The organism is Ottowia beijingensis (assembly GCF_013423955.1).
Taxonomy (GTDB): Bacteria; Pseudomonadota; Gammaproteobacteria; order Burkholderiales; family Burkholderiaceae_C; genus Ottowia; species Ottowia beijingensis.
Window position 1 is genome coordinate 85,275 of record NZ_JACCKX010000003.1, and the last position, 24,492, is coordinate 109,766.

Annotated in this window: 19 protein-coding genes and 11 pseudogenes; 7 read left to right on the plus strand and 23 right to left on the minus strand. The window is 68.1% G+C overall.

Annotated elements, in window-relative coordinates; all coding sequences use genetic code 11:
• Positions 1-59 precede the first annotated feature (59 nt).
• The 3 genes and pseudogenes from H0I39_RS24460 to H0I39_RS20675 form a co-directional block, all read right to left on the minus strand.
• Positions 60-457: pseudogene (locus tag H0I39_RS24460) on the minus strand (phospholipase); the annotation flags it as partial.
• A gap of 55 nt (positions 458-512) precedes the next feature.
• On the minus strand, positions 513-878 hold the full coding sequence (locus H0I39_RS20670) for a DsrE/DsrF/TusD sulfur relay family protein (protein ID WP_180551885.1): 366 nt from the start codon (positions 876-878) through the stop codon (positions 513-515).
• 25 nt (positions 879-903) lie between these two features.
• On the minus strand, positions 904-1,596 hold the full coding sequence (locus tag H0I39_RS20675; protein WP_180551508.1) for a glutathione S-transferase N-terminal domain-containing protein: 693 nt from the start codon (positions 1,594-1,596) through the stop codon (positions 904-906).
• Positions 1,597-1,780: 184 nt separating this feature from the next.
• Between H0I39_RS20675 and H0I39_RS20680 the strand changes: the two genes are divergently transcribed.
• A complete protein-coding gene (locus tag H0I39_RS20680; protein WP_180551507.1) occupies positions 1,781-1,987 on the plus strand; it encodes a hypothetical protein in 207 nt (68 codons plus the stop codon).
• Positions 1,988-2,092: 105 nt separating this feature from the next.
• Here H0I39_RS20680 and H0I39_RS23635 read toward each other — a convergent pair.
• From H0I39_RS23635 to H0I39_RS20700, 4 genes and pseudogenes are all read right to left on the minus strand, one after another.
• Positions 2,093-3,713, minus strand: a pseudogene (locus H0I39_RS23635) (helix-hairpin-helix domain-containing protein); the annotation flags it as partial.
• A 119-nt stretch (positions 3,714-3,832) separates the two neighbouring features.
• Positions 3,833-4,597: pseudogene (locus H0I39_RS23640) on the minus strand (Tex-like N-terminal domain-containing protein); the annotation flags it as partial.
• 100 nt (positions 4,598-4,697) lie between these two features.
• Complete coding sequence (locus tag H0I39_RS20695; RefSeq protein ID WP_180551506.1) at positions 4,698-5,981, minus strand: sensor histidine kinase; 1,284 nt, start codon at positions 5,979-5,981, stop codon at positions 4,698-4,700.
• Positions 5,982-6,055: 74 nt separating this feature from the next.
• Positions 6,056-6,768 (minus strand): annotated as a pseudogene (locus tag H0I39_RS20700) (LuxR C-terminal-related transcriptional regulator).
• 578 nt (positions 6,769-7,346) lie between these two features.
• On the opposite strand from H0I39_RS20700, the gene H0I39_RS20705 reads away from it, so the two are divergent.
• From H0I39_RS20705 to H0I39_RS20725, 6 genes are all read left to right on the plus strand, one after another.
• Positions 7,347-7,859: a hypothetical protein gene (locus H0I39_RS20705; protein WP_180551505.1), complete on the plus strand. Its 513-nt coding sequence runs from the start codon at positions 7,347-7,349 to the stop codon at positions 7,857-7,859.
• An 86-nt stretch (positions 7,860-7,945) separates the two neighbouring features.
• The gene (locus H0I39_RS20710; protein ID WP_180551504.1) at positions 7,946-8,383 is read left to right on the plus strand and encodes a hypothetical protein; all 438 of its coding nucleotides are present in this window, start codon (positions 7,946-7,948) and stop codon (positions 8,381-8,383) included.
• Positions 8,384-8,501: 118 nt separating this feature from the next.
• Complete coding sequence (locus H0I39_RS20715) at positions 8,502-9,590, plus strand: peptidoglycan-binding domain-containing protein (protein ID WP_257646290.1); 1,089 nt, start codon at positions 8,502-8,504, stop codon at positions 9,588-9,590.
• Positions 9,527-10,111 (plus strand): DUF4384 domain-containing protein, encoded by a 585-nt coding sequence (locus H0I39_RS22905; RefSeq protein WP_257646291.1) that lies wholly within the window; start codon positions 9,527-9,529, stop codon positions 10,109-10,111. The genes H0I39_RS20715 and H0I39_RS22905 overlap by 64 nt, the downstream gene beginning before the upstream one ends.
• 85 nt (positions 10,112-10,196) lie before the next feature.
• Positions 10,197-10,853, plus strand: coding sequence for a hypothetical protein (locus H0I39_RS20720; protein WP_180551919.1), 657 nt, complete (start codon positions 10,197-10,199; stop codon positions 10,851-10,853).
• Complete coding sequence (locus H0I39_RS20725) at positions 10,850-11,404, plus strand: hypothetical protein (RefSeq protein WP_180551920.1); 555 nt, start codon at positions 10,850-10,852, stop codon at positions 11,402-11,404. Before H0I39_RS20720 ends, H0I39_RS20725 begins: the two co-directional genes overlap by 4 nt.
• An 11-nt stretch (positions 11,405-11,415) precedes the next feature.
• On the opposite strand, the gene H0I39_RS20730 is transcribed toward H0I39_RS20725, so the two are convergent.
• The 16 genes and pseudogenes from H0I39_RS20730 to H0I39_RS20785 form a co-directional block, all read right to left on the minus strand.
• Positions 11,416-12,357 (minus strand): diacylglycerol/lipid kinase family protein, encoded by a 942-nt coding sequence (locus tag H0I39_RS20730; RefSeq protein ID WP_180551501.1) that lies wholly within the window; start codon positions 12,355-12,357, stop codon positions 11,416-11,418.
• Between the two features lie 157 nt (positions 12,358-12,514).
• Entirely contained in the window at positions 12,515-13,426 is a 912-nt protein-coding gene (locus H0I39_RS20735) for an SDR family oxidoreductase (RefSeq protein ID WP_180551500.1), read from the minus strand.
• A 108-nt stretch (positions 13,427-13,534) separates the two neighbouring features.
• A pseudogene (locus H0I39_RS24465) lies at positions 13,535-15,190 on the minus strand (isovaleryl-CoA dehydrogenase).
• A 10-nt stretch (positions 15,191-15,200) separates the two neighbouring features.
• Entirely contained in the window at positions 15,201-15,779 is a 579-nt protein-coding gene (locus tag H0I39_RS20745) for a GDYXXLXY domain-containing protein (RefSeq protein ID WP_180551921.1), read from the minus strand.
• 57 nt (positions 15,780-15,836) lie between these two features.
• Positions 15,837-16,909, minus strand: a pseudogene (locus H0I39_RS22925) (DUF4401 domain-containing protein); the annotation flags it as partial.
• Positions 16,906-17,523 carry a hypothetical protein gene (locus H0I39_RS20755; RefSeq protein ID WP_180551911.1) on the minus strand — a complete coding sequence of 206 codons (618 nt, stop codon included), beginning with the start codon at positions 17,521-17,523 and terminating at the stop codon, positions 16,906-16,908. The pseudogene H0I39_RS22925 and the gene H0I39_RS20755, both read right to left, overlap by 4 nt.
• A 22-nt stretch (positions 17,524-17,545) precedes the next feature.
• A pseudogene (locus H0I39_RS22930) lies at positions 17,546-18,004 on the minus strand (DUF2157 domain-containing protein); the annotation flags it as partial.
• Between the two features lie 4 nt (positions 18,005-18,008).
• Positions 18,009-19,024, minus strand: a pseudogene (locus H0I39_RS20760) (NADP-dependent oxidoreductase).
• Between the two features lie 77 nt (positions 19,025-19,101).
• Positions 19,102-19,539: pseudogene (locus H0I39_RS20765) on the minus strand (PaaI family thioesterase).
• A gap of 171 nt (positions 19,540-19,710) precedes the next feature.
• Positions 19,711-20,502: an SDR family oxidoreductase gene (locus H0I39_RS20770; RefSeq protein ID WP_180551495.1), complete on the minus strand. Its 792-nt coding sequence runs from the start codon at positions 20,500-20,502 to the stop codon at positions 19,711-19,713.
• Positions 20,503-20,556: 54 nt separating this feature from the next.
• Positions 20,557-20,982, minus strand: coding sequence for an acyl-CoA dehydrogenase C-terminal domain-containing protein (locus tag H0I39_RS24470; protein WP_373368369.1), 426 nt, complete (start codon positions 20,980-20,982; stop codon positions 20,557-20,559).
• Between the two features lie 21 nt (positions 20,983-21,003).
• A pseudogene (locus H0I39_RS24475) lies at positions 21,004-21,222 on the minus strand (acyl-CoA dehydrogenase family protein); the annotation flags it as partial.
• A gap of 46 nt (positions 21,223-21,268) precedes the next feature.
• Positions 21,269-21,472, minus strand: a complete 204-nt coding sequence (locus H0I39_RS24480; protein WP_373368370.1) for a hypothetical protein — start codon at positions 21,470-21,472, stop codon at positions 21,269-21,271.
• Positions 21,418-22,143: an acyl-CoA dehydrogenase family protein gene (locus H0I39_RS24485; protein ID WP_373368368.1), complete on the minus strand. Its 726-nt coding sequence runs from the start codon at positions 22,141-22,143 to the stop codon at positions 21,418-21,420. Before H0I39_RS24485 ends, H0I39_RS24480 begins: the two co-directional genes overlap by 55 nt.
• A gap of 391 nt (positions 22,144-22,534) precedes the next feature.
• The gene (locus H0I39_RS20780) at positions 22,535-23,710 is read right to left on the minus strand and encodes an acetyl-CoA C-acyltransferase (RefSeq protein WP_180551494.1); all 1,176 of its coding nucleotides are present in this window, start codon (positions 23,708-23,710) and stop codon (positions 22,535-22,537) included.
• Between the two features lie 58 nt (positions 23,711-23,768).
• A pseudogene (locus H0I39_RS20785) lies at positions 23,769-24,492 on the minus strand (3-hydroxyacyl-CoA dehydrogenase family protein); the annotation flags it as partial.

The window sequence follows — 24,492 nt, forward strand, 5'->3', positions numbered from 1 at the left end:
ATCCCGGCCTACGCCGGGATGACGTTATAAGCCGCCGCGGCGCGGCGCCCGCGTGGCGCTCAGAGCGGCTGCACCTGCGCCGGATCGGGCCGCGCCGGCCAGGCCTCGAACTCGTCCGCCAGTTGCCGCGCCGCCTGCACGGCACTGCTCCAGGCCTGCACGCGCTCGGGGTGGTGTGGCGCGGTGGCGCCACTTGAGCTCTCGCCCAGCCAGCTGGGCACCACCGCCTGCTGGAAGTGCGGGTACAGCACCAGCGCGCCGGTGGTGGCAAATTCAGCATCAAATCGGCCTTCAGCGCTTGCTGGGCGGGCGCTGACAGCTATCGAAGATGAAGCGACATAGGCCAGGTGCAGGTGGTAGTCGGTGATGCCGCCGTCCCAGTAGGCGCCGCGTGGCGCCCCGGAATGTCGTGCACCACCTTCAGCACGAAGGGGATCGAGCCGCTGGCCTGCAGCGCGTGTGGCGGTACGCGGCCGGGCCGGCGTACAGCCGCAGCGCCCGCAAGCGCGGCGTCAGAAGGTGATGACCTTGTCGGCCGCCATGGTGGCGTCGGCCAGTTCGGCCAGCGTGCCGACGGTGACGCCGCCGATCAGCTGCAGCGAAAGCAGGCCGCGGTTGCCGGCGCAAGTCTTGCACACCTTCACCGGCACCTGCTGGGCCACCAGCTGCTCCACCATCTGCTGCAGGGTGTTGCCCGAGGCGTCCTGCTGGTTAGGCAGGCCGAGCACGGTGGCGTCGGACATCAGGAACACGTCGAGCTGCGGCTTCTCGCCCTCGCGCCCCATCAGCGCCAGGGCCAGGCGCAGGGCGGACAGGCAACGCTCGCTGCCATAGGGCGCGGCATGGATGATGAGCAGGATTTTTGCATGGTCTTTCAGGGTGGGATATCAGGACCGACTGATGTTAGCGCGCGCCGGTGTCGGCCCACACTGCTTGCCGCGCCATCACGGCCTCAAAATCGGGCCGCGCGAGCAAGGCGCCCAGCCACTGCGACAGCGCGGGCGCCGTCTGCTGTGCAAAGCGTGCCGCGTCGTGGCGGGCGAACTGGCGCACGAAGGGCGCGATGGCGAAGTCGGCCAGCGCGGGGCGGGTACCGAACAGGTAACGCGGTGCCGCACCACCCTCCAGCCGCACCGCCAGCAGCGACAGAAAGCCCTGGGCAACATCGAAATGCTGCGCCGCAAAGGCGCGCGCCAACGGATCGCTGTCACCCGCGTCAGGCGCCCCGCCCCACTCGGCGCGGTAGCGCGCGGGGTACTTGTAGCGGTCGAGGTGCGGCTTGAAGTCGCGCTCGCAGGCCTCGATCAGGGCCAGCATCTCGGCCAGCGTGCCCTGCGCGGGCGTCAGCCAGCCCTCGGGATCGTGCTGCGCCAGCGCCCAGCGCATCACGTCCAAGCTTTCGTCGATGACCTGGCCACCCGGCAGCACCAGCACGGGCACCGTGCCCTTGGGCGACGCGACCAGCATGGCGGCGGGCTTGGCGCGCAGCGTGATCTCGCGCAGTTCCACGTCGAGCGCCGACACCTGCACCGCCCAGCGGGCGCGCATGGCGTAGGGGCAGCGGCGAAAGGTGTAGAGCACGGGGCGTGGCGTCATGCGGGCATTCTGGCAAAGCGCGCGACACAGCTGGTCACAACACGCCCCCACCGGCGGGGCGGGAACTCTGGCCTTCGTGCGGCCTCGCACCTATAGTGGGGACGTGGCGCACCATGCCCCACCACGCGGGGCGGAACAGGTTCCGACTACCGCCCTTTCTGCCGATGTATGGAGAAGACAAACCATGCACCAGCTCTTGACCCAATTCACCGTCCGCTGGTTGTCGCTGATGACCGGCGCGGCCCATGCCACCACGGCGCTTCGCGCGATGACGCGCCACGCACCCGAGAGCGACCCCGACGATGAAGTGCCGCGCGAACTGCCCACGGTGCCTTTGCCGACCGTGGCTGTGCCCTCGGTACCTTTGGCCACCTGGCCCAAGCCGGCCTGATGACCACCGCGCATTCGGCGCCCCACGGTGCCGGATGCTGGACCGAATCTGTTTTTCGCTCTCGTTTCAATAGCTGCTGGCGCTGACCAGACAAGCGATGCAGGCCTATTTGCTCTGCAAGCCCTTGAGCTTTTCAAACGCCGAAGCCATGGCGCCCTGGGGCGTGGGCGCGTTGCCCCTGCCCTGCCCGCCTGCGTAGCCACCGCGGCCGCGGTCGCCCCGGCCGGCGTGCTCGAAGCGGTTCTCGCGTGGGCCATCGCGGCGCGGCGCCTGCGCGTCCAGCTTCATCGTCAGGCTGATGCGCTTGCGCGGCACGTCCACTTCGAGCACCTTCACCTTCACGATCTGGCCGGCCTTGACGACCTCGCGCGCGTCGTTGACGAACTTGTTCGACAGCTGGCTCACGTGCACCAGGCCATCCTGGTGCACGCCCAGGTCGACGAAGGCGCCGAACTGGGCGACGTTGCTCACCGTGCCTTCGAGCACCATGCCCTCCTTGAGGTCGGCAATGTCTTCCACGCCCTCGTTGAAGCGCGCCACCTTGAAGTCGGGGCGCGGGTCGCGGCCGGGTTTTTCCAGCTCAGCCAGGATGTCCTTCACCGTCACGGCGCCGAACTGTTCGGTGGCGAAGGCTTCGGGCTTGAGCGGTTTGAGCAGTTCGCTGCGGCCCATGAGCTGGTCGATGGGCTTGCCGGTCTTGACGATGATCTGCTCCACCACTGGGTAGGTCTCGGGGTGCACGCCGGTCATGTCCAGCGGGTTGTCGCCGCCGCGAATGCGCAGAAAGCCCGCGCTCTGCTCGAAGGTCTTGGGGCCGAGGCCGCTGACTTCCAGCAGCTGTTGGCGGCTTCTGAACGCGCCGTGCGATTCGCGCCAGCGCACCACGGCCTTGGCCACGGTGCCCGACAGGCCCGACACGCGCGCCAGCAGGGCGCGCTGGCGGTGTTCAGATCGACACCGACACCGTTCACGCAGTCCTCGACCACGGCGTCGAGCTGGCGCGCCAGTTCGCTCTGGTTCACGTCGTGCTGGTACTGGCCGACGCCGATGCTCTTGGGGTCGATCTTCACCAGCTCGGCCAGCGGGTCTTGCAGGCGGCGCGCGATGCTGGCGGCGCCGCGCAGACTCACATCCACGTCGGGCAGTTCCTGGCTGGCGTATTCGCTGGCCGAATAGACCGAGGCGCCGGCTTCGCTGATTACTATCTTTTCAATAGCTGGTGGCGCTTGTTCTGCAAGCGCTGCAGCCTGTTTTTGCACCAATTTGATCAGGTCGCCCGCGAGCTTGTCGGTCTCGCGGCTGGCGGTGCCGTTGCCAATGGCGATGAGCTGCACACCGTGTTTGGCCACCAGCTTGGCAGCGTGTGCACGCTGCCGTCCCAGTCCTTGCGCGGCTCGTGCGGGTAGACGGTGGCGGTGTCGACCAGCTTGCCGGTGGCATCAACCACGGCCACCTTCACGCCGGTGCGGATGCCGGGGTCGAGCCCCATGACGGCCTTGGCGCCGGCGGGCGCGGCCAGCAGCAGGTCGCGCAGGTTGTCGCCGAAGACCTTGATGGCCACCTGCTCGGCATCTTCGCGCAGGCGGGCGAACAGGTCGCGCTCGGTGCTCAGGCTGAGCTTCACGCGCCAGGTCCACGCCACGCACTTGCGCAGCAGGTCGTCGGCCGGGCGGCCCTGGTGGCTCCAGCCCAGGTGCAGGGCGATGCGGCCTTCGGCGAGGCTGGGGGCTGGGCCTTTGGCCGACGACGCCACACCCTCACCCCTGCCCTCTCCCGCACGCGGGAGAGGGAGCGAGTCCGCAGCGCCTCGGCTGTTGACTCCCTCGCCCCTTTGGGGAGAGGGCTGGGGTGAGGGCTGACGGCCTCCGGCACCACCAGCTTCGCATCCAGAATCTCCAGCGCCCGCCCACGGAACACCGCCAGCGCGCGGTGGCTGGGCACGCGGCCGATGGGCTCGTCGTAGTCGTGGTAGTCGCGGAACTTGGCGACCTCGGGGTCGTTCTCGTTCTTGCCGGCGGCCAGCTTGCTTTGCAGCAGGCCTTCGGCCCACAGCCATTCGCGCAGGCCTTGCACCAGCGTGGCGTCCTCGGCCCAGCGCTCGCTCAGGATGTCGCGCACGCCGTCCAGCACGGCAGGGATGGTGGTGAAGTCTTCGCCGCCCTCGCCTTTCTCTGCCTTCACGAAGGGCTTGGCCGCTTCTTGCGGATCCAGCGTCGGATCGGCCCACAGTTGATCCGCCAGCGGCTCGATGCCGAACTCGCGCGCAATCTGCCCCTTGGTGCGGCGCTTGGGCTTGTAGGGCAGGTACAGGTCTTCCAGTTCCTGCTTGGTGGCCGCGGCGTCGATGGCGGCGCGCAGCTCGGGCGTGAGCTTGCCCTGTTCGTCGATGCTTGTCAGGATGGCGGCGCGACGCTCGTGCAGCTCGCGCAGGTAGGCCAGGCGCGCTTCCAGCTCGCGCATCTGCACGTCGTCGAGGCCGCCGGTGGCCTCCTTGCGGTAGCGGGCGATGAACGGGACGGTGGCGCCGCCGTCGAGCAGTTCGACGGCCACGGCGACCTGGTTTTCACGTACTTTGAGCTCGGCGGCGATCTGGGCGGTGATGGAAAGCATGCGTGCGTGCCGCGCGGCGGCATGGCGCCGCCCGGCGAGTCGAAAAAGCGGGGAAGTTTGCCACAGCAGATGCCGCGCGCCGCAGGCGGCACGGGCAGGATCAGGCCGGGGCGCGGCGCCGTTCCGCCGTCGGCTGGATCAGCGCCGCCATGGGCACCTGCAGGCGCACGCGCGTGCCCTCGCCCGGCGCGCTTTCCACGCTCAGCTGGCCGTGCATCTGGCTGGCGCGCAGCACCATGCCCGAAAGGCCTTTCCCGTGCGACGCACGGTGCGGTTCGCCCGACGACGCGGTGCGCGCATAGCGCTCGTACGCCATGCCCTTGCCGTTGTCGGCGATTTCCAGCAGCAGCGCGTCGGCGCTGTTCATGTGGCAGCAGCTCAGCACCACGGTGTCGGCGCCGGAATGCCGCACGGCGTTGGCCAGCGCCTCCTGCGCCACGCGCAGCACCTGGCGCGCGGCGGGCCCTTGCGCGCGCTCGAGCTGCTCCTCATCGACCAGGCGCCATTGCAGATCCATGCCAGCCGCAGCCAGCAACGGCTGCATGCGATAGCGCAGGCTGGCCAGGTGACTGACGACCGAGCCCTCCTCGTTGATGCCATCCACCAGGAGCTTCAGCTCCAGCAGGCATTGCTGCAGCGTGGCGGCGGTGGCGCGCTGCTCGGGCGAGCCGGCATCGAGCGCCGAGATGAGGGTGGTCAGCTGCGAGCCCACGCCATCGTGCAGGTCCTGGGCCAGCTGGCGTTGCACCTGGTGCGCAGACGAGCCGCCCTCGCCGATCGATCTGCGCGAGTTGCCGACGCGCTGCGTCAGCGCCAGCCACAGTACGAACAGCGCCACCGCAAAGAAGTAGTGCGAGACCGACACCAGTGCCGGCCCATCAGCGGCCTGCCGCAGGTCGGTCAGCACCACGCCCAGGCCCAGCACGGCCACCAGCAGCACCATCCAGCTCTCGGCATCGGTGCGGCGCCAGATGGCGTGCGCCAGGCGCAGCACCAGGGCGGTGATGCCCAGCGCATTGACCCAGAACCACGCCTGGCCCCATCCGGCCGGCAGCGCGGCCGCCTGCAGCGGCGCCAGAAACAGGCCGAGCGCGGCCTGACTGGCCATCAGCACCTTGTCGCCCCAGCCCAGGCCCCGCACCCAGGCCATCAGGAAGGCCGACACGGCCAGGATCGTGAGTTGATAGCTGCCCCGTGTGGCGGCCCGCACCACTTCATCCGGGGCACCCAGACGCCCCAGTTCGCCGGCCGCCAGCAGGGCGGACCAGGCCAGCAGCGCCAGGCCATAGCGCAGATCGCGCGTATCGCCACGCTGGCGCCAGCCCAGCAGGGCGTAGCCCGCCAGGCCGAGGCTCAGCAACAGCACCGGCCACATGATGGACATGGCTATCCGGCCCTCCTGCCGGTCATGGCCGGCACTGCCGCGACGTCAAACGGCCTGCGCGTCGACAGCGCTCACTACAGCAGGCCACGCATCGACGCCAGGTTCACGGCCTGCGCTCGCGTTCGAACCTGCAGCTTGCGGTACATGTTCTTGATGTGCGTGTTCACCGTCTGGTCGCTGATGCCCAGGCGCTTGCCGATCTCGCAACTGGTGTGGCCCGTGGCCACCAGCCGCAGGATCTCGCGCTCGCGATCCGACAGCTTCTCGCCCGAGGCCGCGCCGCGGCTGGCATGCGCGGGCACGCCGGCAGCCCGTGGGCTGCCATCCAGCCGCTTCATCAGCCGGCGCGCCAGGTTGGGTGTGATCGACGCCCCGCCGTTGACCACCTGCAGCACCGCTTGCGGGAAGCTGCCGAACCAGGAGTTCTTGATCAGATAACCCGTGGCGCCCAATTCGAACGCGTGAATGGCGTGCTCTTCGTCTTCCATGGCCGACACCACCACCGCCTCGGCCACCGGCCGCATGCTTTTCATGTATTCGATCAGCTGGAACCCGGTGCCGTCGCCCAGGTTCAGGTCGACCAGCATGACATCGAACTCGTGCAGCGCAATCAGGCGCTTGCCCTCGCGCAGCGACGCCCCTTGGCCCACCAGGTGGATGCGGGGGTCGGTCAGCAACTCCTGCGACACCACGCGGCGCATGTGGGGTCGTCGTCCACCAGCAGCACCTGCACCGGCTGATCGGGCTGGCCGATGAGGAAGTCGGGCCAGCTCGATCCGAAAGTCATCGGTGCTGCAGGCTTGTCAACTGCCTTGCCCCCACGGCCCGGTGACGCCGGGTCCCTCCAGTCCATGTTGGTTGTGCTCATGTCGATCCCCCGGCGCCTGCGTTTCGAAACATCTGTAACCCCTCCAAGCCTGCGACGCCTGCGACTCGGGAGCTGAACGCGGAGTTTGTAAACATCTCCTGCGCACAAGTTGTGAACTTTGCACAAAAACTTAGGCTTTGTCACAACATCGAAGAGGGATATCCTGCGCTTCTTTTCCAATATTTGCAATAAACACTTTTTGTTACTACCCCATCGAAATCCGTTGAATGCTATCCAAGCAGGAGCTGCGCGCTGTTGTAGTGAGCCATGATCCGCGAGGTTGGAGCCCCCAAACACATGCCACATGTCCACCATACGACGTATCCATTTGTAGCGATTGGTGTCGGGCTGAATGCGCAGGACACTGCACCCCGACGACACCGCATGACGAGCACCGAAAAACAGGAGGCCGGATGCGGCGGAGTCACCCCCGGAACTGCTGGAATTCGCCCGCCGCTCCGGATCCGTGTCTCACCACACCTTTGGAGGATCTCATCATGAACGCGAAACTGCTTTTCCTGACCGCTGCGTTTGTCGCCACGTCTGCGATGGCCCAAGACGCAAGTTTTAAGCCGAAGGATCCACCGGCTCCGTCTCCTTCGCCGACGCCTGAGGCCTGCGACCTGTGCGCCCACGACATCGTCCTGAAGGGCCCGACCATCCAGGTGACCGCGCTGAAAAACACCGCTTCCATCGCCTGGGCCAGTGGCGCCGACTCCAAGGCCGTCAACAACATGTCCAGCAACACCAGCGGCGTGCTGATCGACCAGGGCGTCGAGTCGACCCAAATCACTGCGCTCAAGAACAGTGGCGTGCTGGCTTACGCAAGTGCCAGCGACTCGTATGCGAACAACAACCTGGCCAGCAACGTGGGCTCGGTCGGCGTCGGCGCCGACCAACTGCAGATCGTCCTCGGCAAGGGCGCCTTCCTGGCTGCCAAGGCCACTGGCACCGGATCCAGGGCGGTGCAGAACTTCTCCAGCAACAACGCCTGCCTGACCTGCGAATGAGCGATCAAAGGGCCTGAAGCGCACGGCGGAACCGGTGGCCCCCGTCCCGGTTCCGCCGTTTTTATTCTTGTCGAAAGGGGATTGCCATGAAGCTCAAGCTCCTGTCCATCGCCCCTGGCCTGGTTCTGCTTTGCGCTGCGCAGAGCGGCTGGGCGCAGTTCGCCCCCGGCTCGGACCCGATCATGCTGAACGGTCAGGTCAGCTACCTGGCCCTGCCCGCTCCGCCGTTTCAGCCCTCGGGGCAAATCGAAAACGAAACGGATATTCCGTCCTGGCTGCAGGCCAAGGTATCGCGCTATGAAGCCAAGGCTTTTTCCGCGCTCGAAGGCGGCAGCGGAACTGTCCAAACCGAGCGCGATGTCGTCAGCCGGCAGACCGGCAACGCCCTGCAGCGCACCTGCACCACGGAAGTGGCGAGCAACACCATCGCCCCTACCGCAGCCGGCCCTTCAGGCCGCTACGGCATGAGTGGTGGAGACCAGATCGCGGTGCTGCGCGGCGACGTGGTCACCATCTGCAAATAAGAAGCTGCGCGGCACGCCGCCAGCACCAGCAACTGAGAGGCTCGCCAGAGCGGAGGGAGGACATCATGGGACACGGCAACTTCTCGGGCGCTGCCGAACGCGGAGGAAAGCGCGGACATTGCTGTTCTGCGCTCTGGCCGCGGTCGCCGTCCTCTCGGGCTGCGCCACCCCGCTGTCGCCCAAGGAGGATGCCCTCTTCCAGTCCTACGCCAGTGCCACCGACCGGCCCGCCACGCGGCCGGTCCGCTCGATGTCCAGCTTCAGCGACTCGCTGGTCTGCATGGACCGGATGATGCGCGACGCCGAGGTGCCGACCACGCTGATCACCAGCAAGTACATCCCCGATTTCTCGGGGCGCGTGCCGGTGGCGGCCAAGGAAATGGTGATCACCGCGCTGTCGCAGATGTCGCGCCAGTCGAATGCGTTCCGCTACGTCGATTTCGAGGTCGACATCGCGCGCCAGGACACGGTGCAGAACCTGACCACCATCCTGCTCAACAACAACCAGATGGAGTTGCAGCGTCCGGCGCTGTATGTGTCCGGTGCCATTTCCTTCGTCGATCAGAACGTGCTGAGCAACCGGCACAGTGCAGGGCTTTCGGGCGCGCGCATCGAAGCCGGCTACGACCGCAGCCGCGCCGCCACCATCATCGGGCTGGAGATGCACCTGGGCGACTTTCGCACGCGCACGCTGATCCCAGGGCTGGACTCGGCCAACGAGGTCATCATGGGCACCTCGGGCCAGGGGCTGGATCTGGCCGGCCGCATTGGTACCTACGGTGTGCAGTTCAACGTCGGCCGCGACCTCGTGCAGGGCTCGGGCGCGGCGATGCGCACCCTGGTGGAGCTGGCCGCGATCGAGCTGGCGGGCAAGTGGACCCACCTGCCCTATTGGCGCTGCCTGACGCTGGACAACACCCACCCCGAATTCCAGCGCCAGCTGCGCGTGTGGTACGACGAGGGCGACCGCACCACGCGCTCGCGCATGGTGCAGCGCTATCTGGCGAGCCGAGGCTACCTCGCAGCGTCCGAAACGGCACTGCCACCGGGCCACGCCCTGCTGCGCGAAGCGGTCGGCCGCTTCCAGGCCGATGTGGGTGCGGTGGTCACGGGCGAGATCGACTTCCCGTCTATGAGCGCGCTTTGCGCGATTTCGTGGCCGTGGGCGAAGACGGGCAGCTGGCGCGCGTCGGATGGGCCGAGTTGAGTGCTGGCCAGACGAAGATCGAACCCTTCACGATCGATCTGCAGATCGAGAACACCAGCCGGGACCGCACGGCTTTCGAGGCGGGGACGCACATCTTTGCGTCGGCGACGATTTCGCGTGCCGCACACCTGTTCTGCTACATCAACGACGCCAATGGCAACATCGTCAAGATCCAGCCCAACATGCTGAGTCCCGAATCGCTGGTGTCGGCCAATCAGGCCATCCGGCTGCCCGACTGGATGGTGCCTTATCCGGCGTTCGTGTTGACCGCAGGCGCCAAGGGCTCGGAAGCGCTGATGTGCGTGGCCACCAACGAAGACCCGATGCTGAAGATGCCGCCTGAGCTGAACGTGCCCGCGCTGACCCGCATGCAGGGCGTCGCGTCGCTGCAAGCCTTGCGTGAGCAATTCGAGGCCGCGGTGGGTGCCGGCAACATGGCCGCGCAGACCCTGGAATGGCGCATCCTGCCGGCGCGCCCCGCTGCCGCAGCCGCAGCGGGCAAGAACGGCGCCGCCCAGTAAGGCGACGCACGGGCCATGAGCACCGCAGCGTCAACATGCGGGCCCGCCGGATGCGCCACCGCGCGGCGCGGACTGGCGCATGGGCATGGTCGCCACGAGCCTGCTGATCGCCTGCGTATCGGTACAGGCAGCAGCGCGGGCGGCAACGCTGCCTGAGATCCAGGCGCCGACCGCAAGGGTGCCGGATGTCCAGGCGCCCAGCGGTCAGGCGCCGGCCGTCAGCTTGCCGCGCAACCCGTTGCCGCCAGCCGATCCGGTGGCCAATCCTTCTCAGCGAGCTGCCGACCCTCAACTGGGGCCTGTGCGTGCGCCGGCATCGCCCGCGCTGCCGGAGGCGCGTCAGACGAGCAACCTTCTGGCCGATCCTGCCGTGCGCAGGGATCTGGACCTGCTGCGCCGCCAGGCACAACCCCGGTCGGGCTTCGGCAGCACCAATGCGGCGGCCAATGCCGCCTGGACGCTGGGGCTGATCGACCTGCACGGCGGCGCAGGGCCGCGCTCGACGGCCTCGGCGCAGATGTGGTTCGAGCGCGCAACGCGTTTCGGACGCCAGCCGCTGGCCAACGCCGGCCTGGCCTGGTGCGCACTTGATGGCTGCGCGGGGCCGCCCGACACGTCGGCCGCGCGGCAGGCCATCAACAAACTGCGTGCGCACCACCGTGCCCGGGCGCTCTATCTGGAATGGGTGCTGGAGAGCCGCGCACAACCCTTGCCGTGCGCTCCAGTGACCCCCAGGGCGTGACCAGCCTGCGCTTGCCCCTGCGCCAGATGCTGGAACGCGCCGCAGCCGAGGGCGATACGCAGGCGCATATAGAGCTGGGGCTGGAGGCCATCGTCAACGGCGATCTGCGCAGCGCGCGCCAACATCTGCAGGCCGCGGCGCCGCACTCCCGCGCGGCCGCGGCCAATCTGAAACTGCTCGATCTGAAGGATGCGCGGCCGGCGTCGGCCGCCGCGACGGAGGCCGATCGATTGCTGGAAAGAGCCCAGCGCGCGCACCGTGGCGTCGTGGTGCCTGCCAACTACGCGGAAGCCATGCGGCTGTACCAGGCCGCTGCCGCCCAGGGCAGTGCCGCGGCCAAGCGCATGCTGGCGCTGATCACATCCCGCCCGCAGCCCGATGGCACGATCAACATCGCCTGGATGTCGCAGCTGGCCTGGCTGGACACGGCCAACAACCTGCCGCAGCTGGACACGCGCTCGCTCTCCACCATGATGTACCGCGACCCAACGCCGTTGTTCGACCTGCTGCCCGACGAATGGCAGCGCCGGCTCAACACGGTACCGCGCTGAAGCCGCGGGTGCTACTGCGCGGCCAGACCGGGCAGTCCGCGCGCGGCCGTGGGCACCAGCAGACGCAGCGGCCGGGGCGCGAGCTGAAACACCAGCGGCGCCGGCAAGTGCGCAAGCTCGCCGTCGATGGCGAGCTGCATGCCGCCACTGCCCCGGCCTGGCTGCACCACCAGCCGATCGACGGAGAAACTGTCCACGCGCGCGGCACCGTCCAGCCGGCCGATGCTGCCGCGCAGCATTCGCCACAGCGTGGCGAGCGGCGGCGCCGGCGGCAGGGTGATGGCGAGCAGGCGCCCTGCTTCGGCGGCCAGCGGTTCGCGCAGGCCCAGGGCGCGCAGCTGCAGATCGTTGTGGCCGACGAACAGCGTGCGCGTGCGCACCACGCGGGTTTCGGTGCCGTCGTGCAGCTCCAGCGTCATCAGGCTGCGGCCGCGCAGCAGCGTGCCCAGCCCGGCGATCCAGGCCACCAGCCGGCTGCGGCCATGGCGCTGCCCGCCCGCTTCCAGCAGGCGCGGGTACAGGCCGACGCTGGCGTTGACCAGAAACAGTCGCTCGCCCACCATGCCCACCGGCACCGGCTGCACGCGCGCGCCCAGCAAGGCGTCCACCGCGGCATCCAGATCGGTCGACATGCCGTGCGTGCGGCCGAAGTAGTTGAGGCTGCCCTGCGGCAGCACGCCCATCGGCAGGCCGGCGTTCCACACCGCCTGCGCGACAGCGTTCAGCGTGCTGTCGCCGCCCGCCGCCACCACGATGCCGCGCGCATCGCGGGCGGCGTTGACGGCGCGACCGATGACGGCGCCCAGTTCACCCGGCTGGCGGGCGACGAAGCATTCAGCCCGCCGGCCGGCGGCGCGCAGGCGCTCGGCCACGTGCCGGCTGACATCGGGCGTGTCGCCGCGCCCGGACGCCGCGTTGAAGACGAGGAACAAAGGGGCTGGTGCCGACGGCATGGGGGCACTGTAGGCGCCGCGTGCGTCGGCGGCTGTCGGCCGATGGCGCGAATGCCTATCGGCCCATCAGAAGAAATTGGTCTAATCGGGCTGCAGCGCAAGCGGGCGAGCGCAAGCAGCTATCCAAACCATAGTTAACGCACCCTGGGCCGCGACCTCAAGCCGCTTGACCACGCAGCGCCGCGCGCAGGCCGACGCCGATCTCCGGCCGTTCGGCAAACGGGTCGGGTGGGTTATGGATGGCGACGATCGCATCGGTGCGCGACTTGACGTTGCCCAGCGCCCTGGGGTGGCTGAAGACGTAGAACTGGTCGTGCGCGATGGCGTCGAACACCTTGTACGCCACCTCGGCGGCGGTGACCTTGCCGCTGCTCACGGCCTTGTCGGTCTGCGCCTGGCTGATGCGCTGCGAGGCGGTCATCTCGGCCGCGGGCATGTCGCCGGGGCGGTTGCGCTCGCTGTGGCTGATGCCGGTGGCGACGAAGTACGGGCACAGCACGCTGGCGCTGATCTGGTCGGTCACCAGCTTCAGGTCCTGGTACAGCGTCTCGGTCAGCGCCACCACGGCGTGCTTGCTGACGTTGTAGACGCCCATGTTGGGCGGCGTCAGCAGCCCGGCCATGCTGGCGGTGTTGACGATGTGGCCCTGGTACGCCGGGTCGGCCTTGGCCGCCTCCAGCATCATCGGCGTGAAGCCGCGCACGCCGTGGACGACGCCCCACAAGTTGACGCCCAGCACCCATTCCCAGTCCTTGACGGTGTTCTCCCAGACCAGGCCGCCCACCGCCACGCCGGCGTTGTTGAAGACGAAGTGCGGCGCGCCGAATGTTTCCTGCACCTGCCGGGCCAGCTGGTCCATCTCCGGCGCCTTGCTGACGTCGACGCGGCGCGCCAGGGTTTTGACGCCCAGGGCCTTGATCTCGGCCTCGGCCGCGGCCAGCGCATCGGGCTGGATGTCGACCAGCACCACGTTCATGCCGCGCTGCGCGGCGATGCGCGCGCACTCCAGGCCGAAGCCCGAGCCGGCGCCGGTCAACACGGCGGTCTTGCCTTTGAAGTCGCTGATCATCAATCGGTCTCCATTCAGTGGTAAGGTTTGAAAAATATACTCCCAAGGTAGTCATGCTCTAGAGCCCGCCAGTAGGGCGCTAAAACCATATACTCCCATTGTTTGTGGTCAAGCCGGCATGGCCCGCGCGATCAGCGCATCCACGCCGGCGCCCGCGCCCAGCGTGCCGAACACGTCGTGCCGCTGCGCGATGCGCGAATCGCAGAAGGCGCCGAACACGGCGGACGGCGCGGTCTGCGCCAGCAGCGCGGCCTGCACCGTCAGCGCCACGTCGCGTGCCAGCGTGCGCGCGGTGGCTTCGGTGGCGTGGTGGTCAATCAGCGTGGGCAGCGTGTCGATCATGCGGTCGAGCGCGGCATGCTGGCCGCGCGCTGGCGCCAGCTCATGCGCCAGCGCGGCGGCTACGTCGCCCTTGCGCAAGGCGCGCAGAAGGTCCAGCGCCATGATGTTGCCCGCGCCTTCCCAGATGCTGTTGACCGGCATCTCGCGGTAGATGCGCGCGGGGATGCCCTCGCCGCCCTCTTCCACGTAGCCGTTGCCGCCCAGGCATTCCATGGCCTCCTGCGCGAACAGGCTGCCGCGCTTGGTGATCCAGAACTTGGCGATGGGCGTGAGCACGCGCGCCAGCAGGCGCTGCTGCTCGTCGCCCTGCTGGTCGAAGGCGCGCGCCAGCCGCATCGACAAGGCAATGGCTGCTTCGCTCTCCAACGCCAGGTCGGCCAGCACGTTCTTCATCAGCGGCTGCTCGATCAGGCGCTTGCCGAAGGCGCTGCGCTCGGCCGTGTGGTGCAGCGCGATCGACAGCGCCTGCCGCATCAGCCCGCTGGTGCCCAGCGCGCAGTCGAGCCGCGTCATGGTGCCCATGGCCAGAATCTGCGGCACGCCGCGGCCGGGCTCGCCCACCAGCCAGGCGAGAGTGCCGTCGAACTCGACTTCTGACGAGGCGTTGGCCTGGTTGCCCAGCTTGTCCTTCAGGCGCTGGATGCGCAGCGTGTTGCGCGTTCCGTCCGGTAATACGCGCGGCAGGAAGAAGCAGGACAGGCCGCCCTCGCCCATCCCTTCGACATACGCCAGCACCAGAAACGCATCGCACATCGGCGCCGAGAAGAACCACTTGTGGCCGGTCAGCCGATAGCGCTCCCCACGCGTCACGCCCATCGTGCACCGCGCGCGTGGTGTTGGCGCGCACGTCCGAGCCGCCCTGCTTCTCCGTCATGCCCATGCCCATCGTCACGCCGGGTTTGTCGCGCCAGGGCTTCAGCGCCGGGTCGTAGGCGCGGGCAGCCAGCCTGGGCGCCCAGTCCTTGAAGATGGCCGGGTTGTCGCGCAGCGCGGGCGTGACGGCGTAGGTCATCGAGATCGGGCACAGCACCGAGGGTTCCAGTTCGGTGAACAGCTGGAACGCCGCCGCGCGCTTCACATGGGCGTGGCCGCTGGCCTGCTCATCGGGCGCATACGGCGTGCCGTGCAGGCCAGCCTCGGTGGCGGCGGCCATCAGCGCGTGGTAGCTGGGGTGGAATTCCACCTCGTCGATGCGGTGGCCCAAGCGGTCGTGCGTGCGCAGTTCGGGTGTGTGCACGTTGGCCAGCGCGCGTGGTTCTGCATGGCCGCGCTGCCGGCCAACTGGCCCAGCGCGGCCAGCGGCGCGGTGTTCAGGCCGGGGGCGTTGAACTTCAGCGCATCCTGCAGCGCCTGGTTGCCGGCGAACAGATTCACGTCGGCCAGCGGCGTGACCTGGTTGAAGACGTCGTGCGTGGCGGCCATGTGGTTCTCCTCAAGGTCGTGGCTTGCGCGGCGCGGGTGCGATCGGCTGCAGATGTTCATCGGCCAGGCCCACCAGCAGCGCGCGGCCATCGGGCAAGGCGCGGAGCTCGCCAAAGCGCGCCTGCGCGAATGGCTCGCCCTGCCCTTCGGGGAAGTAGAACGCATCCGTGACCAGAACCCAGTCACCTTGGAGTCGCTTGACGGGCAACAAGCGCTCACCCGCGGCCAGCGGTGCGCCATCCTGCGCCAGACGCCGCACCGTGGCAACACCGCGCGCGTCCAGCGTCGCCACCACCTGGGCGTGGCGATTCAGACCCAGCCGGTCGTCCTCGTTCAGCGCCTTGCGCACGCCTTCAGGAAAAGCGAAGTTCAGCGCCATGTAGTCGCCCTGCATCAGCGAGCGCGGATCGCGCGGCGCCAGCGGCACGTAGATCTTCTGGCCCTGGGCGATCACCTGCTCCTTCTTCTGCACATCGAAATGCACCAAACCCAAGGACAGCAGCGCGCCAGCAGCTATCAACACAAGAGCAGACCAATGCGGACGTGGCGGCTCGACCTGCTGCGACGTGGCCGCCGGCGGCGCGCGCATGGCCCACAGCGCCAGCCCCAGCGCCGCGCCCAGGCCGGCCAGCAGCGCCGCCTTGTGGGCCAGCGGCCAGTCGAGCGCGTAATAAAAGCCCGACAGCTGCGCCAGCAGGCCGCCAGTGCCAGCCCCAGCATCAGCCGCCGCCCGGTGCCCAGCGCCAGCGTACCGACCAGCGCCACCACGCCGATGTGCGGCACCACCAGGCAGCCCACCAACAGCACCGAATACAACAGCGCCAGCAGCACCAGCTCGCGCGCCGGCAAGCGTTCGCGCAGGTGCCAGTGGCGCAGCAGCCAGATCGCCGCGCCTAGCACCAACGCGATCTGCAGCAGCTGCGGCCAGCCCGGATCGAAGATGCGTGCCAGCCCGGCCGTGGGCACGTCAGCCGAGCCCGCCGGCCCGCCGCGCAGCATGCCCAGCAACCAGAAGTGGCGCGTGGCGCCATACGCCACCGCGAGCAGCAGCGCCACGCCGGCGCCATCGGCCAGCGCATGCAGCGCACCGGCCCATGGGCGGCCCGACACGCGCGGTTCGCGCGCCACCCACAGCGCCCAGCCCAGCGCCAGCAGCGCGGCGTTGATGACCATCGGGAAGGCGCTGAAGCGCCACTCCCACCGCGCCCAGTCGTTGGCGGCGTGGCCCGCGCCCAGCGGCCACAGCACCACCGCCAGCGCCACGCCGGCAACCAGAAAGCCCAGCACGCGCTGCACCCAGGCGACGCGGGTCGACAGCGCCGTCCCCAGCAGCACCAGCAGGATGGTCAGCAACTGCGGGTTGTGCAGCGCGCCCTCGAAGCCGATCGCCAGCAGGGCCAGCCCCGCCAGCAAGGCACTGAACGCCAGTTGCGTGACGAACATCGCAGGCCGCGCGCGCAGCGACAGCGCGGCGCCGCCGATCAGCACCGCTGCCATGACGAACGCGCCCGGCGGCTGAAAGAAGAAGCGGCTGGCCAGCAGACCCAGGAAGCCCATGAACGGCAGCACCACCAGTTGCGCACCGATGAAGCTGAGCACGGTGATGATCCATGAAGGCCCGGCCTCGTCCTGCCAGGCCGCACGGGCTTCAGGTGGCAGCAGACCCTCAGCCTGCGCGCGTTCGATAAGACGGCGCTCGGTCATTGCGGCGGCGCTCATGCCTGGCCCTCCTCGCGCTGCAGGCGGTACAGCCAGGTGCCGCTGGTGCCCACGCACACGGCGGCGATCAGCGTCAGCAGCAGCGTCACGCCAGCGCTGTCGCCGCGCGCGCCGTCCAGCAGCAGGCGCGCGAAGCCGCCCACCACCACCACGTTCAGCGCCAGAACCGACAGACCCAGCACCACGAAGTCGCGCGGCCGCAGCGCCCACGCCAGCGCCGCTGCACCCAGCACCAGCAGACCGTTGAAGAAGTACTGCCAGAGCTGGTCGCGCATGAGCAGGCCGAAGACGGCATAGGCACACCAGGCGCCCAGCGCCATCAACGCCGCCAGCCGCCAGCTGAGTGGCGCCGTGGCAGCGCCTTCGCGCAGCAGACGCAAGCGCGGCAAGGCCAGCGGCAGCAGGAACACCGCCACCCACAGCACGGGCGTGAGCAGACTGCGCGACGAACGGCCGCCCAGCAGCGTCTGCAAGGGGCTGAACAGCGCATCGCCCGACCACAGCGCCAGCGCCAGGCCGGTGATCAGCAGCCACACAGCCCAGAACGCATCGCGCCGCACGGCCAGCGCCCACACCAGCGCCAGCGCGGCAGGTGGCGAACAGCTGCCAGGCATCGGCGCCTGTCTGGTAGGTCTGGCCCACGAAGGCCAGCAAGCCACCCAGCGCCAGCGTGGCCAGCAGCAACAGCGCCGTGCGCCCGCGCGGCCACAGCAGCGCAGCCCCCGCGCTGGCCAGCACGGCGCCTTCCAGCAGGTGCAGCTTGAAGGCGCGCGTCTGTTCCTGCCAGTTGGCCGCCACCCAGAAGATCAGGCCCGCCCCCAGCAGCATCGCTGCCAGCACGGCCAGGCCGCGGTGTAGGTGCGTTGCCAGCGCATCGGGTCGCCGGTGCAGGCCGGAAAGCGCCCACAGCCGCTGCGTGCGGCCGTCATCCAGCGCGAAGCGCCGGGCCAGTTGGTGAATCAGGGCGTGCATGCCATCTCCTCGGTACAGACGCGCGGATTGTGGCCGCGAGGTGCTGCGGGAGCGGTGTGCACGTGTGCCCGGGAGCGTGTGGCGATACCACAGGGCGCGCCGGCCGGCACGCCCAGCGCCCATGAGGTCAGATCAGCTTGACCAGTTGCTTGCCGAAGTTCTTGCCCTTGAGCAGGCCAAGGAAAGCCTCGGGCGCGCTCTCGATGCCCTGCGCCACGGTTTCGCGCGGCTTCAGCTTGCCCTGCGCGACCAGCGTGCCGAGTTCCTGCAGCGCCTGCGGCACAGCTCCATGTGCTCGCTGACGATGAAGCCCTCGATCTTCAGGCGGTTGACCAGGATCAGCGCCGGGTTCTGCAGCGGCAGCGGTGCGCCATCGTAGCCGGCGATCATGCCGCACACGGCCACGCGCGCGAAGGCGTTGGTGCGCAGCAGCACGGCGTCGAGGATGTAGCCGCCCACGTTCTCGAAGTAGCCGTCGATGCCGTTCGGGCAGGCTTCCTTCAGTGCCTTGGCCATGGTTTTGACGTCGGGGTGCTGGCGGTAGTCGATGCAGGCGTCGAAGCCGAGTTCATCGACCGCGTAGGCGCACTTCTCCGGCCCGCCCGCGATGCCGACCACGCGGCAGCCGCGCGCCTTGGCCAGCGCGGCGTAGGCACTGCCCACGGCACCTGAGGCGGCGCTGACCACCACGGTCTCGCCTTCCTTGGGCGCGATGATCTGCGTCAGGCCGTACCAGGCGGTCACGCCTGGCATGCCCACGGCGCCCAGGTAGTACGACAGCGGCACGTGCGTGGTATCGACCTTGCGCAGCATGCCCGGCGCGTTGCCGTCGACCACGCTGTATTCTTGCCAGCCGCCCATGCCGACGACCTGATCGCCGGTCTTGAACTTCGGGTGCTTCGATTCGACGACCTCGCCCACCGTGCCGCCGATCATCACTTCGCCCAACGGCTGCGGCTGGGCGTAGCTCTTGCTCTCGTTCATGCGGCCGCGCATGTAGGGGTCAAGGCTCAGGTAGTGGTGGCGCACCAGCACTTCGCCCTCTTTCAGCGCGGGCGTGTCGGTGGTGACGAGCTTGAAGTTGCCGGCGACGGCTTCGCCCTCGGGGCGGTTGTCGAGCAGGATCTGGCGGTTGCTGGGCATGGAATCTCCTTTGCTTTCAGTTTGATAGCTGCCAGCGCTTGCTGCATAAGCGCTGCAGGCCGATTTGGCTTGAAAAATCAGTCGGTGGGCAACGGCCCCTTGGTGTGGTCGGGCCGCTCGGCCGGCGGCACGTATTTGAAGGTGCCGGTGGCGTGCGCGCACAGCTGGCCGCTGGCGTCGAACACCGAGCCTTCGACAAAGGCCATGCTGCGCGTGCGGTGCATCAGCCGGCCCTGGCCGACCAGCGGTTCGCCGTTCTTCGACGCCGGCGCCGGCCGCATGAAGCTGGTTTTCATCTCGATGGTGACCACGCCCATGCCCGGCTGCACGCTGCGCCGCCGTGGCCATGATGACGTCGAGAAAGGTCATCACCGCCCCGCCATGCGTGACGCCGAACGAGTTGCAATGCTCGGGCCGGGGGCGTAGTGCATGACGGATTCACCGCCCTCGAACTTCTCCAGCGTGAAGCCGAGTTCGATGACGAAGGGGATGACGGCGCCGAAGTCGAGGCTCATGGTGTTTGGCGGTGAGGTCGTTGCCCCTCTCCCGCTGGCGGGAGAGGGTTGGGGTGAGGGTCAGACAGGTCCATGGCACACAGGCCATTGATCGGGAAGGGACTGCTGCCCCCTCACCCCTGCCCTCTCCCCGAGGGGAGAGGGAGATATACCGGCGCACCCACATCAACCTCATCCCCCGGTCACCACGCTCACCCCGCCATCTACCGCCAGCCACTGGCCGGTGATGTGCTTGCCGGCGTCGCTGGCGTACAGCAGCGTGATGCCCTTCAGGTCCTCGTCGTCGCCCAGGCGGCGCAGTGGCGCGTTGGCAATCAGCTTGTCGACGCCCAGGTTCTCCAGCGTGCCGCGCGTCATCTTGCTGGGGAAGAAGCCGGGGCAGATGGCATTGACGGTGATGCCGTACTTGCCCCACTCGCAGGCCAGCGCGCGCGTGAAGTTGACGACCGCGCCCTTCGAGGTGTTGTAGGCGATGGTCTGCATCTCGGGCGGGTTGCCGCCCAGGCCGGCGATGCTGGCCAGGTTGATGATGCGACCGGACTTGCGGCCGATCATCGATTTCTTCGCGATGCGCTGGCTCAGGATGAAGTAGCCGCGCACGTTGAGGTTCATCACCTTGTCCCAGGCTTCCAGCGGGTGGTCTTCGGCCGGCGCGCCCCAGGCGGCGCCCGCGTTGTTCACCAGAATGTCGATGTCGCCCATGCGCTCCAGCGTCTCGTCGGCCAGGCGGTGGATGTCGGCCTCGATGGCGCAGTCGGCGGCGATCCAGCGCGCGTCGATGCCGGCGGCTTGCAGATCGGCCACGGCTTCTTCCAGATCACTCGCCTTGCGCGAGCTGAGCATGATGCGCGCGCCCGCCTCGCCCAGCGCATGCGCCATCTGCAGGCCCAGGCCGCGCGAGCCGCCGGTGACGAGGGCGGTCTTGCCCTTGAGATCGAAGAGTTGCTGGATGGTGCGGGTCATGGGCTTCCTCGGGTATCGGTGTTCAGAACGCTGCCTCGGGCATGCTGGCACAGGTCATGTCGCGGCTTTCCACCACGCGCAGCCAGGCGTCAATCTTGGGCAATTCGTAATGATAGAAATAGGTCGTTGCGCCCGCCACGCCTGCGCGGTGCGCTTCGTCTTTGAAGCGCCTGCGGCCAGCGACAGCTCCAGCCAGATCCACGCCAGCACGACGTGACCGAAGGCCTGCATGTAGGGCACGGCGTTGGCCAGCGCCTCGGTGGGTTCGCCGGTAGCCCAGGCGGCTTTCGTCGCCGCGCCCACGCGCGCCAGGGCCTGCGCCAGGGCGTCGGCGTGCGCCGACAGCGCGGGCTGCGGCCTGGCCCTGGCGATGGTGGCCTGGATGCGCGCGGCCAGCAGTTGCAGGCCCTTGCCCTCCATCAGCACCTTGCGGCCCAGCAGGTCCATGCCCTGGATGCCGTGCGTGCCTTCGTGGATCATGTTCAGGCGGTTGTCGCGCCAGTACTGCTCGACGGAGAAGTCGCGCGTGTAGCCGTAGCCGCCGTGGATCTGAATGGCGAGCGAGTTGGCCTCCAGACAGTTCTCGCTCGGCCAGCTCTTGGCGATGGGGTCAACACTTCCAGCAGCAGGCGGGCCTCGTCGGCCTGGGCGGCATCGCCGGTGTGCTGCTCGTCGACCAGCTTGGCGCAGTACAGCAGCAGCGCCAGCGCGCCTTCGCAATAGCTCTTCTGGATCAGCAGCATGCGCTTGATGTCGGCATGCTCGATCAGGCGCACCGGTGGCTGGCTCGGGTCCTTGCCGGCAGGGCCACGGGGCGGCCCTGGGTGCGCGTCTTGGCGTAGTCCAGCGAGGCCTCGTAGCCCGCCAGGCCCAGCATGGTCGCCGCCATGCCGATGGCGATGCGCGCCTCGTTCATCATGTGGAACATGCAGCGCAGGCCCTGGTGCGGCTGGCCGACGAGGTAGCCCACGGCTCCGCTTCGCCATCGACCTTGAACTGGCCTTCGCCGAAGTTCAGCAGCGTGTTGGTGGTGCCACGCCAGCCCAGCTTGTGGTTCAGGCCGGCCAGCGCCACATCGTTGCGCACGCCGGTCAAGTTGCCCTCGGTGTCGACCAGCTTCTTCGGCACGATGAACAGCGAGATGCCCTTCACGCCCGGAATCAGCTTGCCGTCCGGCCCCGGGATCTTGGCCAGCACGAGGTGCACGATGTTCTCGGTCAGCTCGTGCTCGCCCGAGGAGATCCACATCTTGTTGCCGCGCAGGCGGTAGCGCGGGCCGAGCGGATCGTCCTGATCTTCCAGCGTGGCGCGCGTGGTGATGTCGCTCAAGGACGAGCCGGCCTGCGGCTCGCTCAAACACATGGTGCCGGCCCAGCGGCCGTTGAATTCGTTGGCGGCGAACACCTGCTTCTGCAACTCGGTGCCGTGCACCATCAGCAGGTTGGCGTTGCCCACCGTGAGCAGGTTGGAGCCGATGCTGATCGACGCCTTGCCGAAGAAGGCGTTGGCGGCCGCTTCGATGACGTACGGCAATTGCATGCCGCCGTGCTCGTAATCCTGCGCGGCGGCCAGCATGCCGGATTCGGCATAGGCGGCGCGAGCGTCGTGCGTGGCCTGCGGCAGCGCGCAGCAGGCTGCCATCGGGCTCGGTCACCGTGCGCGGCTCTTCGGTATCGACCAGGCGGTTGAACGGCGCGTACTTCTCGCGCGCGATGCGCTCGCAGGTTTCCATCACCGCGTCGAAGGTCTCGCGCGAATGTTCGGCAAAGCGCGGGCGCTGCGTGAGCGTCGGCGCGTCGAGCCAGTCGTAAAGCAGAAAGTCGAGGGTCTGGCGCAGGTTCATCGTCTACCGGTTTTGAGAACAACAGCCGAACAGCCAAACAGCCGGACGCAGAGGACGCCAAGGTTTCGCAGAGAACGCAGAAAAAACCACTTCCAGATGGGGTGGGAAACCAAAGGCGTTCGTAGGACTCTTCGGTTTTCTCTGCGTCCTCTGCGAGCGCCCTCTGCGTCCGGCTGTTGGGTGGTTAGATCACAGCACTTCGAAGATGCCCGCAGCGCCCATGCCGCCGCCGATGCACATCGTCACGGCAACCTTCTTGGCGCCGCGGCGCTTGCCTTCGATGAGCGCGTGGCCCGTCAGGCGCTGACCGCTCACGCCGTAGGGGTGGCCCAGGGCGATGGCGCCGCCGTTCACGTTCAGCTTGTCGGCCGGGATGCCCAGCTTGTCGCGGCAGTACAGCACCTGCACGGCGAAGGCTTCGTTCAGCTCCCACAGGTCGATGTCGTTGACCGTGAGGCCCAGCTTCTTGAGCACCTTGGGCACGGCGAACACCGGGCCGATGCCCATCTCGTCGGGCTCGCAGCCGGCGACAGCGAAGCCGAGGAAGCGGCCCAGCGGCATCAGGCCCTTCTTGCTGGCGTACTCCTCGCTCACCAGCACGCAGGCGCCCGCGCCGTCGCTGAACTGGCTGGCGTTGCCGGCGCTGATGACGCCACCGGGCAGCGCCGAACGGATGCCGGCGATGCCTTCCTTGGTGGTGCCTTCGCGCGTGCCCTCGTCCTTGCTCACCGTCACTTCCTTGGTGCGCAGGCCCATCACCGGGTCGGCCACGCCGGCGGTGACGGTGATGGGGGCGATCTCGTCGTCGAACTTGCCGGCGGCCTGCGCGGCGCAGGCCTTCTGCTGGCTGGCGGCGCCGTATTCGTCCATGGCGTCGCGGCCGATGTTGTAGCGCTTGGCCACCTGCTCGGCGGTCTGCAGCATGCTCCAGTAGATCTCGGGCTTCTTGGCCACCAGGTTCGGGTCCTGGATCATGTGCAGGTTCATCTCCTGCTGCACGCACGAGATGCTTTCGACACCGCCGGCCACGAACACATCGGCCTCGCCGGCGATGATGCGCTGCGCGGCCAGCGCGATGGTCTGCAGGCCCGACGAGCAGAAGCGGTTCACCGTCATGCCCGAGGTGGTGATGGGGCAGTCGGCCATCAGCGCGATCTGGCGCGCGATGTTCATGCCGGTGGCGCCTTCCGGGTTGGCGCAGCCCATGATGACGTCGTCCACCTCGGCGGCGTCGATGCCGGCGCGCTGGATGGCGTGCTTGACGGCATGGCCGCCCAGCGTGGCGCCATGGGTCATGTTGAAGGAACCCTTCCAGCTCTTGGCAAGGGGCGTGCGGGCGGTGGAAACGATAACGGCCGAGGTCATTGCAATACTCCTGTATTTATAGCTGCTTGCGCTTGTGTATCAATGGCTGAAGCCGTATTTAGTTGAAAGTCTTGCCTTCGGCGACCAGCTTGGCCAGCAACGGCGCGGGTTGCCAGAACTTGGCGTCGTCGTTGGGGTTGCGGGCAAAGCGCTTCATGCTTTCGGCCACGTTGAACAGGCCCATCTGGTCGGCGTACTTCATGGGGCCGCCGCGCAGATCGGGAAGCCGTACCCCGTCAGGTACACCATGTCGAGGTCGCTGGCCTTGCTGGCGATGCCGTCCTCGACGATGCGCGCGCCTTCGTTGACGAGTGAATACACCAGGCGCTCGACGATCTCCTGATCGCTGATCTTGCGCGGCGTGATGCCCTGATCCTTGCGGTGCTTCTCGACCATCTCCTCGACCAGCTTGGACGGGATGGCGTCGCGCTTGCCGGGCTGGTAGTCGTACCAGCCGGCGCCGGTCTTCTGGCCGTAGCGGCCCATCTCGCACAGCAGGTCGGCGGTCTTGCTGTACTTCATGTCGGGCTTCTCGACATAGCGGCGCTTGCGGATGGCCCAGCCGATGTCGTTGCCGGCCAGGTCGCCCATGCGGAACGGGCCCATGGCGAAGCCGAACTTCTCGATCGCCTTGTCGACCTGTTGCGGCGTGGCGCCCTCCTCCAGCAAAAAGCCGGCCTGACGGCTGTACTGCTCGATCATGCGGTTGCGCCGATGAAGCAAATCGTTTCCCCGAAACGGCGATCTTCCTGATCTTCTTGGCAATGGCCATCACGGTGGCC